The following is a 16,106-nucleotide window of genomic DNA, read 5'->3' as shown; positions in this document are numbered from 1 at the left end:
ATGAAGCGGCTTGTGGAATACGGGATTCTGTTGCGCCCGACTCACAAAGCGGCACGATGATATGCTGAAGTCATTCGATATTTACAGTCAGAATAATATTCTGAAAATCATAGTCGCCCTGAATTTACTGTTGGTTGGAACGGGGTCTCTGCTCTACACAAACCGGCTCATTCGGAAATTTGAGGAGCGCGAGAAACAGTACGTTCAGTTGTATGCAAAGAGCATCGCGTATTTATACGATCCAAGACACGACAACTCAGGCGATTTGACCTTTGTGACCAGTGAAATATTACAGGCCAACAAATCAATTCCGGCTATTTACGTCGACCACAATGGGAATATAGCTTATCCGGCAAACATTGATACACCCGATAATCTGACAGACAAAGAGAAAACTCAGTTTCTGACGAGTGTTAAAGAGGAAATGCGCAAAAATAAGAGCCATCCTCCTATAATTGTTGATATGGGCAACGGCGAGCGGGGCTTGGTTTATTACAGCAATTCAACACTGCTGCGCCAGTTTACGTATTTCCCGTATGCGCTGCTGGCTATTCTTACGGCTTTGGGCGTGTTGGCTTATCTGGCCTTCAGCTCATCGCGCCGGGCCGAACAGAATCGGGTTTGGGTGGGGCTAGCTAAGGAAACAGCTCACCAGTTAGGGACGCCCATGTCGTCGCTGATGGCTTGGGTAGAGTATATGCGCTCCGACCCTGACCAGTACGACGTTTCGATTACGGATGAGATTGAGAAAGATGTTCAGCGGCTGGAAACCATTACGGCTCGTTTTTCGAGTATCGGCTCCGTTCCAACGTTGAAGGAAGAGAACCTGAACGACGTAGTAAAACAGTTTACGGATTACCTCTCGAAACGTATCTCCACGAAGGTAAAAATGAGTCTGGCTACGCAACTGCCTCCTGATCAGATGATTAAAATCAATAAGCTGTTATTTGAATGGGTTATTGAAAACATCTGCAAGAATGCAGTCGATGCCATGAAAGGAACGGGTGAGTTGCGTCTGAACATTCAACCCCTGGCGCATCAGCAAGTGGCTATCGACATAACGGATACCGGGAAAGGTATTTCAAAAGCCAATATGCAGAAAGTATTCTCACCCGGTTTTAGCACGAAAAAACGCGGTTGGGGCCTTGGCCTAACGCTAGCCAAACGCATCGTGGAAGAATACCACAATGGCAGGCTGTTCGTAAAAAGCTCAGAAGTTGGGAAAGGCACAACCTTTCGAATTGTGCTGAATGCTAACTAATCCAGAAAGTCACCTACTGTTGAAAAGGAAGCGTAACGGTGTCGGTTTCAATGACATTGCTTTGTTGCAGCGCCCGATCCCGAATCCTGATCTGGAATTTGGTTGGGTAAAGCCGATAAGTGGTTCCGTATTGGTAAACCTGATTAAAATCGAGCGTTCCTTCTATAGCGCCTTTAGGCTTGTCTTTGGCCAGATCAGGGAAAATAAGCGTCGTGTTTACTGACAGCGGAAGTTCAACGTATTGCTTATTGATATACCGGAACGTTTTGATCTGGTAATTACCCCAGCCACCGTTCGAAGCATACAGTGTTGAATCCGCTTTCGATGGAGGAAGGCTGTTGCCCAGATCACCATCGCCGTCTTTAAACCCAATGGTAATTACGATTGAATCCCGTTTGGATTGACCGACACCTTTTCCGGCCGCTATGGTATAGCGTGAAATCCCTTTGAACTCAATCTCAGGTGTATTGGAATAATTCGGTTCGTTAAAACAGGACGAAAGTGCCAGGGCAATCCCTAACACGAGGAGGTACGGTTGAATTTGTTGCCGTCGCATACTGTTGTACTCGTTGTGCAATAAACGCTTATTATACTTTGTCTTTTTCATTGACCCTATCTGCTGAAGAACAGTTGCTTCGGCAGTCACTTCGGCAGCAAATTTTAACCCTTGTCGGCAGTTCGCCCAATCGCACTGCGTTTGAGTCGCTGGCATTGTCTGTTTTCCGGTACCAGGCCGTTTACAATCCGCTTTACAGCCAGTACCTGCACCGTCTAAACGTTCGGGCGGAGCAAATTACAGATCTGCACCGAATACCGTTTATGCCAATTGGTTTTTTTAGGAACCATACCGTATTAACGGGTACCAGAAATGAAAATAGCGATCTATTGACGTTTGCTAGCAGCGGCACTACTGGCGATCAGACCAGCCGCCATTACGTACCCGATCCGGCATTGTATGATACCGTTAGTATCCAGATTTTCGAGCAAGCTTACGGACCATTACGTGACTTCCATATTCTGGCATTGCTGCCGTCATACCTTGAACGAAATAACTCCTCGCTGGTGTATATGGTTCAGCGATTTATGAACCATACTGCGGTAAATCAGTCGGGAGAGTCTTTATCTGGTTTTTTTCTGAACAATCACAAAGAGCTAACCGCACGGCTTCAGCACATCGCCCAAAAAGCCGACTCAAAAAAGATTCTGCTGATTGGCGTTACGTTTGGTTTGCTCGATTGGGCTGAATCGGAGCATGATCTGTCGTTTCTAAGTCAATTACCCAATCTGGTTGTTATGGAAACCGGCGGCATGAAAGGTCGACGGAAAGAGTTACTACGTGAAGAAGTCCACGAACTGCTCACAAGTCGACTGGGTGTGTCGGCCGTTCACTCGGAGTACGGAATGACTGAACTGCTTTCTCAGGCGTATTCTACGGGCAGTGGTATATTCCAACCGAGTTCAACGTTACGCGTGTTTCTGCGTGATATCAATGACCCTTTTCTGATTTATCCGGATGACTACACCCGTACGGGGGGATCAATGTCATTGATCTGGCAAATCTGGATTCATGCGCCTTTATCGAAACGCAGGATTTAGGTCAGTACGTAGGCGACGAGGGTTATTTTCGGGTGATTGGCCGATTCGATAACTCAGATGTTCGGGGATGCAATCTGCTGGTATTGTAGTTGTGTACGTACAAATTACGCTAGTTGTAAACACATGGCATAATTCAGGCCGTTACGGTCAAAATCAGCTATGGTTATAAATCCATATTTTCGATAAAACCCGAAAGCCTGTTCATTGTCAGCCTGTACGCCACCCCACAAAATAACCTGTTTTTTCCCCATTGCCTGCGCAATTTCAAGTGCTTTTTGCAGAAGCTGACCGCCTAAGCCCCGGCTTTGATAGGCATCGGTAATCGAAGGCGCCAATGAACAGTCTGTTTCAGTGTCTAATTGAATTCCGGCAGCCTGATAGCGCGCCGTATCAGAGGCCGTTGCCCCCGACATCAGCAGTACGTAGGCGATGATTTGCGTACTGTTGACAGGGGTAGCTACCAAACGAATCACCTGAGTCAGATCAAGCGTATTGCAAATGTGTTGTATTGTGCCCCAATCGAAAGGGTGAGGAGCAAAATAACTCCTGGTTTTTTCGGACAAGCCATCAACGTAATTCATGAGTTCTGGAGCATCGGCGGGCGTGAGTAACCGAATCGTAACGGACTCATTTTGCGCGAGCTGGACCTGAATTTCAGCGACTGGATTGGGCATAAGAGCAGACATGAAGCTAGTTTTATCTACGGATATGCAAAGATGCATTTTTCAAAAACCGACTTGTAATCCAGCCCAAATCTTCGTAAATTAGCCAGATTCCAAACGCTGCTAATGAACTTCAAATTAACTTCAGAATTTCAGCCTACGGGCGATCAGCCAAAGGCTATTGAACAACTGGTAAAGGGTGTCAGAGAAGGGGAGCCATCCCAGGTATTGCTTGGCGTGACGGGATCAGGGAAAACGTTCACGGTTGCTAATCTTATCGCTCAGACTGACCGACCTACGCTGGTATTAAGCCATAACAAAACGCTGGCGGCTCAGCTATACGGCGAATTCAAGCAATTTTTCCCCGAAAATGCGGTCGAGTATTTTATTTCCTATTACGACTATTACCAACCGGAAGCGTACATCGCCACCACGAATACGTACATTGAGAAAGATCTGGCCATCAACGAAGAAATTGATAAGCTTCGGCTGTCGGCAACCTCGGCTTTGATGAGCGGTCGGCGTGATGTAATTGTGGTCGCGTCGGTTTCGTGTATTTATGGTATGGGAAACCCCGAAGAGTTCAAACGTAACGTAGTGCGGATTGGCGTTGGGGAGCAAATGAGCCGCAATCAGTTTTTGCATCAGCTGGTTAGCATTCTATATAGCCGAACTGAAGGGGAGTTCCAACGGGGTAATTTCCGCGTCAAGGGCGATACGGTCGATCTATACGTAGCGTACGCTGACTTTGCCTACCGGGTTATTTTCTTTGGCGACGAAATCGAAACCATTCAGCGCATTGACCCCTCAACGGGCCGGAAAATCTTGGATGAACGGATGGTTGCCATTTTCCCTGCCAATCTGTTTGTAACGGGCAGGGATACACTCAATGGCGCGATCTATGAGATTCAGGATGACCTTGTGTCTCAGATCCGTTATTTCGAATCGGAGTTTCGGGAACAGGAAGCCACGCGCATCCGGGAACGAACCGAATTTGATCTCGAAATGATGCGTGAACTGGGCTACTGCTCCGGTATCGAGAACTATTCCCGCTATTTTGATCGCCGGAAACCGGGTCAGCGGCCGTTCTGTCTGCTCGATTATTTTCCAGATGATTATTTGCTGGTGGTCGACGAGAGCCACGTAACAATTCCTCAGATTCGGGCCATGTGGGGGGGCGACCGTTCGCGCAAAACTGCCCTTGTCGATTATGGATTCCGGCTTCCGTCGGCGATGGATAACCGTCCGCTTACGTTTCAGGAGTTTGAGGATTTATCGGGTCAGACGATTTACGTATCCGCTACGCCATCCGACTATGAACTTCGCAAAAGCGAGGGGGTTGTGGTGGAGCAGCTCATTCGACCTACTGGCCTGCTCGATCCTGAAATTGAAGTGCGCCCAAGTCTGAATCAGATTGACGACCTACTCGAATCCATCGATAGCCGGATTAAAAATCATGAACGTGTGCTGGTCACTACCTTGACCAAACGGATGGCCGAAGAGCTGACTAAATACCTCGATCGCGTGGGGATTAAAACCCGTTATATTCACTCGGAAGTAAAAACGCTTGATCGCGTCGAAATTCTGCGGGATTTACGACTTGGTAATTTCGATGTGCTGGTAGGGGTCAACCTGTTGCGTGAGGGACTAGACTTACCCGAAGTGTCGCTGGTGGCGATTATGGATGCCGATAAAGAAGGGTTCCTGCGCGATATTCGCTCACTTATCCAGACGATAGGACGGGCTGCCCGGAACGCCAATGGAAAGGTTATTATGTACGCTGATCGGATTACGGGCTCCATGCAGAAAGCCATTGACGAAACGAACCGACGCCGGGCTATTCAGATGGAATACAACACCGATAATAACATCACTCCAACAACGGTGTTGAAATCACGTGAGGCCATAATGGGGCAAACGAAAGTGGCAGATTCGAAACCCAAACATTTTTATGTTGAGCCCGAAGAAATCCGCATTGCGGCCGACCCGGTTGTGCAATATATGGGTAGAGGTGATCTGGAGAAAATGATTAACGAAACCCAATCCAGGATGGAGCGTGCGGCTAAAGACCTCGATTTTCTCGAAGCGGCCCGCCTGCGTGACGAGTTGTTTCAGCTACGCGATAAACTGAAGAAGGAGACAGCTTAACAAATTATTTATACATTGCGTGCTGTGCCATTAAAACCATTAAATGTACATGAAACGGATTCTAATTATCCTTGGCATAATTGCTGCGATTGCGCTTGTCGGCTTCTTTACATTTCGTAGCTGGACCAAATCCAGTAGCCCGGAAGCTGTCGCTCAGGTTGATCAGAATGGCCTGAAAGTCAAAGTAGATTATTGCCAGCCGTATAAAAAAGGACGGAAAATTTTTGGCGGGCTGGTCCCTTACGGAAAAGTGTGGCGGACAGGCGCTAATGAGGCAACTGTCATTGACTTTGATCAAAATGTAACCATAGCCGGACAGCCACTAAACGAGGGCAAATATTCGTTCTGGACAATACCTTCGCAGCAGGGCTGGATTGCGATTTTTAACAGCGAAACCGGCCAGTGGGGCACCAACTACGACCAGACAAAAGACGTACTGCGTGTGCCCATTGTTTCGCGGAAACATAGCCCAATGGCCGAGCAGTTTTACATTACGTTTGCACCATCAGCGAATGGAACAGATATGATGCTGATCTGGGATGAAACCGAAGCCATTGTGCCGATCCAGTTACAAGTGAATAGATAAAGCAACCCTTATCGGTGAAAACTGGACGCAATAAATTTCAGCGCATCGGGTAGACCTGTACGCCAGTACGTCCATGTATGAGCCCCGTCGCGCGTGCGGTACTCATGTGGAATTTTTCGGTCGAGCAAGGCAATATGCAGCATCGCGTTGCCTACTGTTAGTGCATCATCGTCGCCACAGTCGATATACCAGCGAACTTTTGTCAAATCACTTTCCGGAGCCGATTTAGCTAACGTAATGGGGCTGTTACGTTTCCAGGTAACGGTCAGTCGTTCATCCCCTTTTACCGGGCCACTGTATAAAGGGCCATAAACCGTATTATATCGTTCGTCAGGGACGCTGATAAGGGCTTCATCTGTACGAACAGCGGCACTAAGGGCTGCGCAGGCACTAAACAGTTCAGGATGATGCATTGCCAGCATCAGTGAACCATAGCCGCCCATAGAGAGGCCCGAAACTGCTCTGAATTCACGCTGTGGACGCGTGCGGAACATGGTATCGATATGAGGCACAAATTCCTGCACAAACATATCTTCGTACCGTACTTTACTCTGATAATCATTGATGTAGAACGTAGCGCCAGCATCGGGCATCACAATAATCATCGGCGGCAACTCCCCTGAGCGGATACCTGCATCAGCGATGCGGTCCGCTTCGCCGAACTGTATCCAACTGGCTTCATTGTCACCCAGGCCATGAAGCAAATACACAACGGGGTACCGGCGATTTGAGGTGTAATAATCTGGTGGCAGATAGATTGAGTATTTCACCGCCCGATTCAGCAACGAGCTGTTGAGAATCATGCTCTCCAGCAACCGGGTTTGCGGGGCCGATACAACCGGAACGGGGCCATTGTTCTGCTGTGTATTTAGTTGCGCGCGCCGACGCGACTGAGCAGTAGCGGTGAAAACCAGAAAACTTAATAACGAGCAGAGCAAAAAACTACGTAGCGACATGAGTGGGGCAGGAGATGAAGTACCAGGCTGGTAAAATAAATACGAAATTTATGTTGTCTTAGTGTACAGAAAAAGCCCTTACATTTTCTGCAAGGGCTTTTTCTGTATTCAGATTATTTATCGCGAGCTTACCCTACACTACCTTCCAGGCTAATCGCCAACAGTTTTTGCGCTTCGACAGCAAATTCCATGGGCAGCTGATTCAGTACTTCTTTAGCGTATCCGTTAATAATCAGGGCCACAGCCTGCTCCGTTGGAATACCACGTTGGTTGCAGTAGAACAACTGATCTTCACCGATTTTCGACGTAGTGGCTTCGTGCTCAACCGTGGCCGTCGGGTTGTTAACTTCCAGGTATGGGAAGGTATGCGCTCCACATTTATCACCCAGCAACAGCGAATCGCACTGCGAATAGTTACGGGCGTTTTCGGCACGTTTCATGACCTGCACCAGACCCCGGTAAGAGTTTTGGCTTTTACCCGCCGAAATACCTTTCGATACGATCCGGCTTTTAGTGTTTTTGCCAATATGAATCATTTTGGTGCCCGTGTCGGCCTGCTGCATGTTGTTGGTGACAGCCACCGAATAGAATTCACCAATGGAATTATCGCCTTTCAGAATTACAGAAGGGTATTTCCACGTAATAGCTGATCCGGTTTCGACCTGAGTCCAGGAAATTTTAGCATTCGCACCTTCGCAGATACCCCGTTTGGTCACAAAGTTGTAAATCCCGCCTTTGCCATCTTTGTCGCCCGGATACCAGTTTTGCACCGTCGAGTATTTGATTTCGGCATCGGCATGAGCAATCAGCTCAACCACCGCTGCATGAAGCTGGTTCTCGTCGCGCATGGGTGCCGTACATCCTTCCAGATAGCTCACATACGAACCTTCGTCAGCTATAATGAGCGTCCGCTCGAACTGACCCGTACCCGCGGCATTAATGCGGAAATAGGTCGAAAGCTCCATCGGGCACCGAACGCCTTTCGGAATGTAGCAGAAGGAACCGTCGGTAAATACCGCAGCGTTCAAAGCTGCAAAATAATTGTCTTTAGCCGGTACGACTGAGCCCATGTATTTCTTCACCAACTCGGGGTGATCATGAACGGCTTCGGTAATCGAGCAGAAAATGATGCCGCGTTCGGCAAGATCTTTTTTGAACGTAGTGGCTACCGAAATGGAATCCATGACGGCATCGACAGCCACGCGTGGCCGGTCGCCTTCCGGTTCAATGACGCCAGCTAACCGTTTTTGCTCATTGAGCGAAATACCGAGCCGTTTGAACGTATCGAGTAATTCGGGATCAATTTCGTCGAGTGAGTTGACGGTTTTCTTTTGTTTTGGGGCCGAATAATATTTAATGGCCTTATAGTCAATTTTGGGATAGGTGACATTAGGCCAATGAGGTTCAGTCATTTCCTGCCACATCCGAAACGCCTTCAAACGGTTTTCGAGCAACCAGTCGGGTTCGTTTTTCTTGGCAGAAATAAAACGAATAATGCTCTCATCGAGACCTACCGGAGCTTCGTCAGCTTCAATGATGGTCTCAAATCCGTATTTATATTCGGCGTTGGTTATGCTTTCTAAAATGTCAGCGTCCTTGCTCATAGTGTCGGTTAGTCGCGCGGGTTATTGTTCCCTTGCGTTATAGTAATCAACAATTTGCCGGATAGGTACGTTCCGGGCAGGTTAGGCAAATATCGGAAAGTTTCTGTTATTTCGGGTAATTCAATATATATAGTCTATCTACTTATGCCGCCAGCGAAGCGCCCGATCAATATTGAACTTCTACTGGGTATTTCAGCAACCTTCCTGAGTTTAGCCGCTCTTGTCGTCTCAATTTTCCAAACCAAAATTGCCCGCGATCAGCAGCAGGCATCTGTATGGCCCTTTTTGCAAACCTTACAATCAAATCTGGATCAGGAGTTTCATTACGGATTAGAGAATAAAGGCGTAGGTCCCGCAATTATCAAAGAGTACAAACTTAGTTATAGGGGTAAGGCCTATCCCGATATTCAAGCATTATTTTTTGACCAAATCGGCAGGAGAACGCCTGGAGGAAAAGGCTTTAGTGGTGTAGCCTCAGGAGCTGTTTTCAAACCGGGAGAAAGCCTGGATCTATTATTTGTAGGAGGTAATGATTCTATCATTCAACGGACGGAGGCAATGCTCATAGATACATCATTCCGTTTGCAGATTCAATACGCCGATGTGTATGGCAATTGCTGGCAACTTGACCGGAACAAAGTAAAAGCGTTAGGTAAATGCACTGAGCCTTAAACAAAAAATGCCATCACAGTGTGTGATGGCATCCGTTACGTTGAGCAAATCAGAAAGCTACATTGTCGGATTTGTTGTCACTTTGATACTGCTGTAATAAAGGGTGGTGAGGCCCTCATAGCCCGAATCCGTACCGACCAGCAGCCAGAGTTCACCTTTATCATTGCTGCGGGCTACGAATGATTTATTGGTATTCGAGCGCGTAATGAGTTTGTACCCTGTTGCGTCCTCTCCAATGCCGATATCCCCCAACGTAATGGCATCTTTTCCATCGCTAATCTGGGCACCTTTATCAACACTGAGTGTATAAAAACCGTCTTTCAGCACTTTAACGGGTTCGGTAGCGCTGGCACCTGCTTTCAGATACACACTGCCTCCCGGCGAACCGCCAACGCCAATTGAGTTTGTGGCATATTGTGATGCCAGTTCAATATTGAATACGAGCGAGTAATTCGTATTCGGCTGAAGGCCAGTGATTTTCTTTTTTAGAAACATAAACGCATCGTCGCTACGGTTCATGCTTGAGAGCATAAGCGACTTGCGGGCTGAATCTAAGGGCGTTGGTAGGCTGGTTCGGGCGGATTTGAACCGCATACTGGTATCCTGAGCCGTGCCGTAGTCGACAATATCGGCTGTCCAGCCATCATTGTTAGTCTGAAAAGTGGATTGGTAGGGTAGTCCGGGTTGCGCCGGAGCATTAATACTTTCCTGTTGGCAGGCGGTAAAAAATAGTAAGCTACTGGTTAAAGCGGAGGCAAAAAACAACGTTGATTTCATTATTAAACATTAATTGGTTTCCTGTACGGATTCCATCAGGTTGCCAACCGTTGTAAACGTTCAAAAAAATCAACGATAGCGATTCCGGGCCGATGTGTCCAGCCCACGTAACGCCAGATAGAACGCAATTACGTAAATCAACTGAGTACCAGCGCCGTTCCAATCTTCTTTGAGGGTTGTTCCGAAGAGCAAAGCGCCTATAATAATTCCTCCCATAAAATACCCCCACTTGCTGAACTGACCGCCCAGCAAAATCAGTATCCCCGTTGTAAGTTCAGCGAAGGGAAGGGTATAAAGAAACGCTTTGGTGAGCAGCGCTGGTAGTAGGGTTTGTGAAAAACCGGCGGCCGTTTTCGTTACAAATGCATTTAGTTTGGGAATACGTACCAGACCGTGCATGAGCATGTTAATACCCAATCCGATACGCATAACAAGCTGGGCTAACTGACTTGTATTCATAAGCTAGTAAATAATGCACTTAAAGATGAGCATTGCTTTTGGAAATCCAGCCGTATCGCTCTTTTTTAGTTTTCACTATTCACTTTCTTCGTCGAGCTGCCCATTTTCTACGTCTTCTTCGGCCAATTCATCGTCATTGGTGGCATCCTCAGAATCGAATTCATTCACCTCTGCTTTCTCCGGCTCTGGACCCTGGGCCGTTACCGGATTCATATACTTGGCTTGTGAAACGCCGGAATTGGCTTTTTCACCCTGCGCCATCAGTTGTACAACGCCCTGATTATCGTCCTCGGCCGGATCGTAATTGTCTGTCTGATTCGTAGTCATAGTTTGCTGAGTAAATAGGTTATACGCTACCAGAGCGCGTAACATGCCCGCCTAGGGCGTAATTATCGTCCTGATGATGATCGTGTTCGCCTGTTGGGTCACCGTCTTCATCAACGGGTTCGTCGTCTGATTCATCGTCCGCTACGTCATCTTCGTCGCCATCTTCTATGGCGGCTCCACTCTGATTTTTAAAGTCGTTGGGATCAATAAGGCCCATTGGCGAAGCAATCAGCTCCGTATCGGTACTTGCCGGGATTTTCATACTCATTGAATTAGTTGTTGTACAGTAGATAACTCGGTAGAATACCGAAAGGTTAGACTTATTCAGTAGCTAGTCTTACACAACCGTATTGCCGCTTATGATGAAGTCGTTTCTACTTGTTACCTGTTTAGTAGTTGCCCTGATGGGATATGCGCAACCGAGCCGAGATCCCCTGTTTACGTCGTTCGACGGGACAAAAATTCACTACGACATGCTTGGGCAAGGTAAGCCGGTGGTGTTGTTGCATGGCTTTATCAGCAATAGCGAAAGCTGGAAACGCGCTCCCGTCCGGCAGGCACTTGCTGATGCTGGTTTTAAGGTCGTTACGCTCGATTTGCGCGGCAATGGCCTGTCAGATAAGCCCCACACAGCCGAAGCCTACCGCGATAATACGGAGCTAAAAGACGTAATAGCATTGATGAAACACCTTGGCTTAACCAATTACGACGTAGTGGGTTATTCGCGGGGGGCTATCCTGACGGCCAAATTGCTGACGATGGACAAACAGGTACGTCGGGCGGTGATGGGTGGCATTAGCGTCGATTTCTCAGACCCGAACTGGTTCCGACGCCGGAATTTTCACGAGGCTCTCACCAAACCGGGTAGCCATCCTGAATTGCAGCCCGCTATCGACTATGCCAAAAAATCGGGTGCCGATACGGTCGTGCTGGCTCGTTTGCAGGAGTTTCAGCCCGTTACGTCCCGCGCTGAGCTAGCTAAGATCCGGGTTCCGGTTTTGGTGGTTAACGGCGACAAAGACAACGATAACGGCGATCCGCAAACGCTGGTCGACGCTGTACCGGGTTCGCGGTTGGTCATTGTGCCGGGCGATCATGGGGGAGCGATGCGGACGCCGGAATTTTCAAAAGCAGTTGTGGAGTTTTTAGCGAAATGATGGATAGGCAATTGAAATTCATTGCTCAAATCTGTGGTTAACTGATAAATCGGGCAGCGCTAGCTTGCCTGTTCATTCTACGTAAAGCCAAAATATAGACGAGGATGATATACGACAGGTATCTAACTGATTATAAGATAGCTACCTGCCGTACGGATTAAGCAGGATTAGGTTTCGCTCAAATGAATAGCCATTTTTCAAAACAGCTAAGAATATTCATACTTGAGTCTGCTATCCTTTCTTGGCTTTTGGTGACAGAATTGGGGGCATAATCCCGGATTCGTTCTGCTCGTATTTCGGTATTTTGGGCGCGCCATGCACCTTAGGCGCTTTGGTGGCTACTTTCTTGACATTCTTGTTCTTCTTCTCCTCGTGAGCCATAATCGTAGTGTTTAGAGTAGAACTCGAACCAGCCTAAAACGCTTTATTTAATTTGCTCTCAGGGCAGGTTAGCGATACGTAACAGCTTATTCGGATTGGGGCAAATGGCCAGGAATTTCTGTCGATCTGCTAACGAGCAAACGCCGGGGAAGTCGCCTTTGAGCCCAAGCATATCGGTCATAAGCTGAAAATGCAGATGCGGAGGCCAGTCGCCGTTTTCGGGATAAGGACCAATCTCGCCGATTTTTTCGCCTATGTTGAAAACTTTGCCCGCATACAATCCTTGCAACGATTGCCGGGTCAGATGGCCGTAGAGTGAGTAAAGCTGATTTCCTGCTGTATCACGGTGTTCCAGAATAATCGTTGGGCCATAGTCGCCGAAGTGGGCGTTATCCTGAAAACTATGGACGATACCAGCCATCGGTGCAAACACAGCCGTTCCGGCTTCTGCCCAGAAGTCGATGCCAAGGTGTATTTCGCGGGGTTCTTCATTCAATGCATTAAAGTGTTCACTACGTCGATAAATAACCCGGTGTTCATTATACCCGCCCACACCAACGTTTGCGCCAGCAGTTTTTAGCTTGTCAAATACATAAGCTGTGAACGTAGCAGTATCAATTAAGTCAAGTCCGGGGCGACGGTCGGTAGCGAGGTCGGAATTGGAAGCAGAGAAATCAAGTACTACGTATGGGTCTGTTTGAAAATTGAAGGGCAGAAGCATATACTGTTGCATTGAGCTTGCAAGTTAGTTGCCAGTTCGCACCGTCAACGGTATATTTACAGCTATTTTTTTCGTTATTTCTACTACATTCTTCGGCAAACGGATCGATTACCCCAACTCTATGGAAGCTACTATTGAAAAGCCCGTTAATAAGGCTACCCTGTTTGGTCACCCGGTGGGCCTTTTCGTCCTGTTTTTCACAGAAATGTGGGAACGATTCAGTTATTACGGCATGCGGGCCATTCTGCTGCTGTTTCTGATCGACAATGTTCGGGGCGGCATGGGGCTCAACGAGTCGGAAGGCGCAGCCATTTATGGCATCTATACGGCCTCGGTTTATTTACTCTCATTACCCGGTGGCTGGATTGCCGATAACATTCTGGGGCAGCGTAAATCCATTCTGTATGGTGGAATAATTATCATGCTGGGGCATATTATCCTGGCCATACCGTTCGGGCCGGGACTATTTTATGCGGGACTCTGTACGGTAGCCATGGGTACGGGTTTGCTTAAACCCAACATCAGCAGCGTTGTCGGTGAGTTATATCCCGAAGGTGGCGCTCGTAAAGATGCTGCGTTTTCTATCTTCTACATGGGCATCAACCTTGGCTCATTGCTCGGTATTTCAGTTGTGGGTTTTCTAGGGCAACGAATCGGCTGGCACTACGGTTTTGGAGCCGCTGCAATAGCCATGGGATTAGGCATTGTTACGTTTCAGGTGTTTGGTCAGCGCTACCTTGGCGAATATGGCAATTATGTAGCGCAACCAACCACGAATAATGGCCAGTCTTCAACCGGTAACCGCTCGCTTCTGGCATTTCTGGCCGTTGTAGTCGTGATTCTGACTACGCTTCAGCTAACGGGTATCCTGGACGTAACGACTGCGCAGGGATTAGCGCAGGCGATGGGTACAATCATTTCGCTGATCGCGCTGGGCTATTTTATCTATATTCTTTCCGCGGGCGGGCTGGATGGTGTCGAGAAAAAACGGGTGGTTGTGCTGTTTACGTTTTTCCTGGCCTCCGCTTTGTTCTGGGCAGGTAATGAACAGCAGGGGTCATCGCTGCAAATCTTCGCTGACCGCTACACCGACCTGAATCTGTTAGGCTGGGAACTGCCCTCCAGTTGGTTTCAGAGTCTGAACCCTGCCTTTATCCTCATTTTTTCACCTGTTCTGGCCGCATTGTGGATTTTTCTGGCAAACCGAAAGCTTAATTATCCAGTACCAGCCAAATTTGCAACCAGTCTGATTTTGCTTGGTCTGGCATATCTGGTTATGGTGGTGGCCTCCAAGCTAGCCCTGACAGGCCCCCGTACATCACCCTTATTTTTGGTATTCACGTACTTGTTCTTCACCCTTGGCGAGTTGTTTTTAAGTCCCGTAGGGTTGAGTGCGTTTTCCAAATTAGCACCCAAACGCTACACAAGCCAGTTGATGGGTCTCTGGTTTGTGGGGACGTCGCTGGGGAATCTGATTGCGGGATTGTTTGCCGGTGGATTCGACGAGAAGAATGTGCATCAAATGCCTGATATGTTTCAGAGCGTGGCTTATTTCGGACTGGGAGCGGGTTTATTGATGCTGCTCTTTACCCGACCATTGAAGAAATGGATGGGAGGGATTGAGTAGTACGTTAATCAACCGCCCGCTTTCCTGGCTTTATATCCTTTGCCGGTGAGCCAGGTCAGTACTTTGTCGCGGTGGTCGCCCTGAATCAGAATTTCCTCGTCTTTTGTTGAACCGCCTGCCCCACAGGCGGTTTTCAGCTGTTTACCCAATTCTGCCAGGTCTGCCTCGGAGCCGATGAAGCCCCGGACGGACGTAACGACTTTATTACCTCCCAACTTCACAAGCCAGATTTTAAGGTTTTGCTGAGCGGGGGGCAGCGTTTCGGCTTCAGCCTGCCTGTCGGACTCGTACTGAAAATCCGGATTTGTCGAGTAAATAATCCCTGATCTGTTTTTCTTGCTCATAATGGCAAACATACACGTTTACGCACTGGCATCATAACTCCATCAACTGCCGAACGGCTTCGCCATACGTACTGCCGGTAGTGAGTTTTGTGCCTTTTTTGTCAGTCATGACCAGCACAAATTTGCCGTCGAAATGGCGGTGGACTTCGTTGATTTTGTGCCGGTTCACCATCACCGAACGGCTCACCCGTACAAACGTATCGGGCAGTTTTTCGTTGAGCGTGGTGAGTGTATAGGTAGTCAGGTATTTCTGGCCATCAGTTGTGCAGAGGAATACGTACTTGTCTTCGGCCTCGAAATAGGAGATATCGGAAAGGGGCACCAGAATGATTTTTTCACCGGTCTTGACGGAAATGGAATAGATTTCCTTCTTTGGCTGCATCTGTGCCAGCATCCGCATTACACTCTCGGTCATGGGATTGCTGATGGATGAATTTTCGTTCCGCTCCACCAATGACCGAATTTTCTGTGCAGTACGTGAGAGACGATCCGCTTCGATAGGTTTCAGCAGGTAATCGACGGAGTTTTCTTCAAAGGCCCGGATTGCGTACTGATTGAAAGCCGTAGCAAAAACAACCATCGGAACGGTCGTCACTTTCGACAGCATTTCGAAGCCGTTCAGAAGGGGCATCTCGATATCCAGAAAAATCACATCTGGCTGTTCAGCTTCAATAAGCGTAAGGCCTTCTGCCCCATTCGAGGCTTCACCAATAACCTCAAAAGTATCGCGGTGTTTATCCAGTAATCGTCGCAAGCGATTGATTGCCAGTGGTTCGTCGTCAATGAGGAGCGTTTTTAAGGGCAGTGCCATACGTAGTATTTCTAGTC

Annotated in this window: 19 protein-coding genes; 7 read left to right on the top strand and 12 right to left on the bottom strand. The window is 48.0% G+C overall.

Annotation, left to right across the window (positions count from 1 at the left end):
• The first annotated feature begins 61 nt into the window (after positions 1-61).
• Positions 62-1,261: a PAS domain-containing sensor histidine kinase gene (locus LN737_RS26635; RefSeq protein ID WP_405513628.1), complete on the top strand. Its 1,200-nt coding sequence runs from the start codon at positions 62-64 to the stop codon at positions 1,259-1,261.
• Positions 1,262-1,274: 13 nt separating this feature from the next.
• Here the strand turns inward: LN737_RS26635 and LN737_RS26630 are convergent, their stop codons facing one another.
• Entirely contained in the window at positions 1,275-1,817 is a 543-nt protein-coding gene (locus LN737_RS26630; RefSeq protein WP_405513626.1) for a hypothetical protein, read from the bottom strand.
• Positions 1,818-1,855: 38 nt separating this feature from the next.
• Here LN737_RS26630 and LN737_RS26625 point away from each other — a divergent pair, with 38 nt between their 5' ends.
• Positions 1,856-2,857, top strand: a complete 1,002-nt coding sequence (locus LN737_RS26625) for an acyl transferase (RefSeq protein ID WP_405513624.1) — start codon at positions 1,856-1,858, stop codon at positions 2,855-2,857.
• A gap of 104 nt (positions 2,858-2,961) precedes the next feature.
• On the opposite strand, the gene LN737_RS26620 is transcribed toward LN737_RS26625, so the two are convergent.
• Complete coding sequence (locus tag LN737_RS26620; RefSeq protein ID WP_405513622.1) at positions 2,962-3,543, bottom strand: GNAT family N-acetyltransferase; 582 nt, start codon at positions 3,541-3,543, stop codon at positions 2,962-2,964.
• Between the two features lie 102 nt (positions 3,544-3,645).
• Between LN737_RS26620 and uvrB the strand changes: the two genes are divergently transcribed.
• The gene (uvrB, locus tag LN737_RS26615) at positions 3,646-5,667 is read left to right on the top strand and encodes an excinuclease ABC subunit UvrB (protein WP_405513620.1); all 2,022 of its coding nucleotides are present in this window, start codon (positions 3,646-3,648) and stop codon (positions 5,665-5,667) included.
• Between the two features lie 49 nt (positions 5,668-5,716).
• On the top strand, positions 5,717-6,253 hold the full coding sequence (locus LN737_RS26610) for a DUF2911 domain-containing protein (protein ID WP_405513618.1): 537 nt from the start codon (positions 5,717-5,719) through the stop codon (positions 6,251-6,253).
• Positions 6,254-6,261: 8 nt separating this feature from the next.
• Here the strand turns inward: LN737_RS26610 and LN737_RS26605 are convergent, their stop codons facing one another.
• Together LN737_RS26605 and sufB are read right to left on the bottom strand one after the other, a co-directional pair.
• Positions 6,262-7,209 (bottom strand): alpha/beta hydrolase family protein, encoded by a 948-nt coding sequence (locus LN737_RS26605; RefSeq protein WP_405513616.1) that lies wholly within the window; start codon positions 7,207-7,209, stop codon positions 6,262-6,264.
• Between the two features lie 128 nt (positions 7,210-7,337).
• Positions 7,338-8,813, bottom strand: coding sequence for a Fe-S cluster assembly protein SufB (sufB, locus tag LN737_RS26600; protein WP_405513614.1), 1,476 nt, complete (start codon positions 8,811-8,813; stop codon positions 7,338-7,340).
• Between the two features lie 144 nt (positions 8,814-8,957).
• Here sufB and LN737_RS26595 point away from each other — a divergent pair, with 144 nt between their 5' ends.
• Positions 8,958-9,485 carry a hypothetical protein gene (locus LN737_RS26595; protein WP_405513612.1) on the top strand — a complete coding sequence of 176 codons (528 nt, stop codon included), beginning with the start codon at positions 8,958-8,960 and terminating at the stop codon, positions 9,483-9,485.
• Positions 9,486-9,542: 57 nt separating this feature from the next.
• On the opposite strand, the gene LN737_RS26590 is transcribed toward LN737_RS26595, so the two are convergent.
• From LN737_RS26590 to LN737_RS26575, 4 genes are all read right to left on the bottom strand, one after another.
• Complete coding sequence (locus LN737_RS26590; protein WP_405513610.1) at positions 9,543-10,262, bottom strand: hypothetical protein; 720 nt, start codon at positions 10,260-10,262, stop codon at positions 9,543-9,545.
• 69 nt (positions 10,263-10,331) lie between these two features.
• Complete coding sequence (locus LN737_RS26585; protein WP_405513608.1) at positions 10,332-10,721, bottom strand: DoxX family protein; 390 nt, start codon at positions 10,719-10,721, stop codon at positions 10,332-10,334.
• A gap of 75 nt (positions 10,722-10,796) precedes the next feature.
• The gene (locus tag LN737_RS26580) at positions 10,797-11,048 is read right to left on the bottom strand and encodes a hypothetical protein (protein WP_405513606.1); all 252 of its coding nucleotides are present in this window, start codon (positions 11,046-11,048) and stop codon (positions 10,797-10,799) included.
• A 19-nt stretch (positions 11,049-11,067) separates the two neighbouring features.
• A complete protein-coding gene (locus tag LN737_RS26575; protein ID WP_405513604.1) occupies positions 11,068-11,310 on the bottom strand; it encodes a hypothetical protein in 243 nt (80 codons plus the stop codon).
• 100 nt (positions 11,311-11,410) lie between these two features.
• On the opposite strand from LN737_RS26575, the gene LN737_RS26570 reads away from it, so the two are divergent.
• A complete protein-coding gene (locus LN737_RS26570; RefSeq protein ID WP_405520542.1) occupies positions 11,411-12,205 on the top strand; it encodes an alpha/beta fold hydrolase in 795 nt (264 codons plus the stop codon).
• Between the two features lie 231 nt (positions 12,206-12,436).
• Here LN737_RS26570 and LN737_RS26565 read toward each other — a convergent pair whose 3' ends face one another.
• Together LN737_RS26565 and LN737_RS26560 are read right to left on the bottom strand one after the other, a co-directional pair.
• Positions 12,437-12,586, bottom strand: a complete 150-nt coding sequence (locus tag LN737_RS26565; protein WP_405513602.1) for a hypothetical protein — start codon at positions 12,584-12,586, stop codon at positions 12,437-12,439.
• Positions 12,587-12,644: 58 nt separating this feature from the next.
• Positions 12,645-13,307: a peptidoglycan DD-metalloendopeptidase family protein gene (locus tag LN737_RS26560; protein ID WP_405520540.1), complete on the bottom strand. Its 663-nt coding sequence runs from the start codon at positions 13,305-13,307 to the stop codon at positions 12,645-12,647.
• A gap of 121 nt (positions 13,308-13,428) precedes the next feature.
• Here LN737_RS26560 and LN737_RS26555 point away from each other — a divergent pair, with 121 nt between their 5' ends.
• Positions 13,429-14,934: a peptide MFS transporter gene (locus LN737_RS26555; protein WP_405513600.1), complete on the top strand. Its 1,506-nt coding sequence runs from the start codon at positions 13,429-13,431 to the stop codon at positions 14,932-14,934.
• 8 nt (positions 14,935-14,942) lie between these two features.
• Here the strand turns inward: LN737_RS26555 and LN737_RS26550 are convergent, their stop codons facing one another.
• Positions 14,943-15,278 carry a translation initiation factor gene (locus LN737_RS26550; RefSeq protein ID WP_405513598.1) on the bottom strand — a complete coding sequence of 112 codons (336 nt, stop codon included), beginning with the start codon at positions 15,276-15,278 and terminating at the stop codon, positions 14,943-14,945.
• A 31-nt stretch (positions 15,279-15,309) separates the two neighbouring features.
• Entirely contained in the window at positions 15,310-16,089 is a 780-nt protein-coding gene (locus tag LN737_RS26545) for a LytTR family DNA-binding domain-containing protein (RefSeq protein ID WP_405513596.1), read from the bottom strand.
• Positions 16,090-16,106: the final 17 nt, after the last annotated feature.

Source organism: Spirosoma sp. KNUC1025, assembly GCF_045160025.1.
In the GTDB taxonomy this organism is placed as follows: Bacteria; Bacteroidota; Bacteroidia; order Cytophagales; family Spirosomataceae; genus Spirosoma.
Note: the sequence above shows the minus strand (reverse complement) of the source record. Positions and strands in the feature narration are given on the sequence as shown.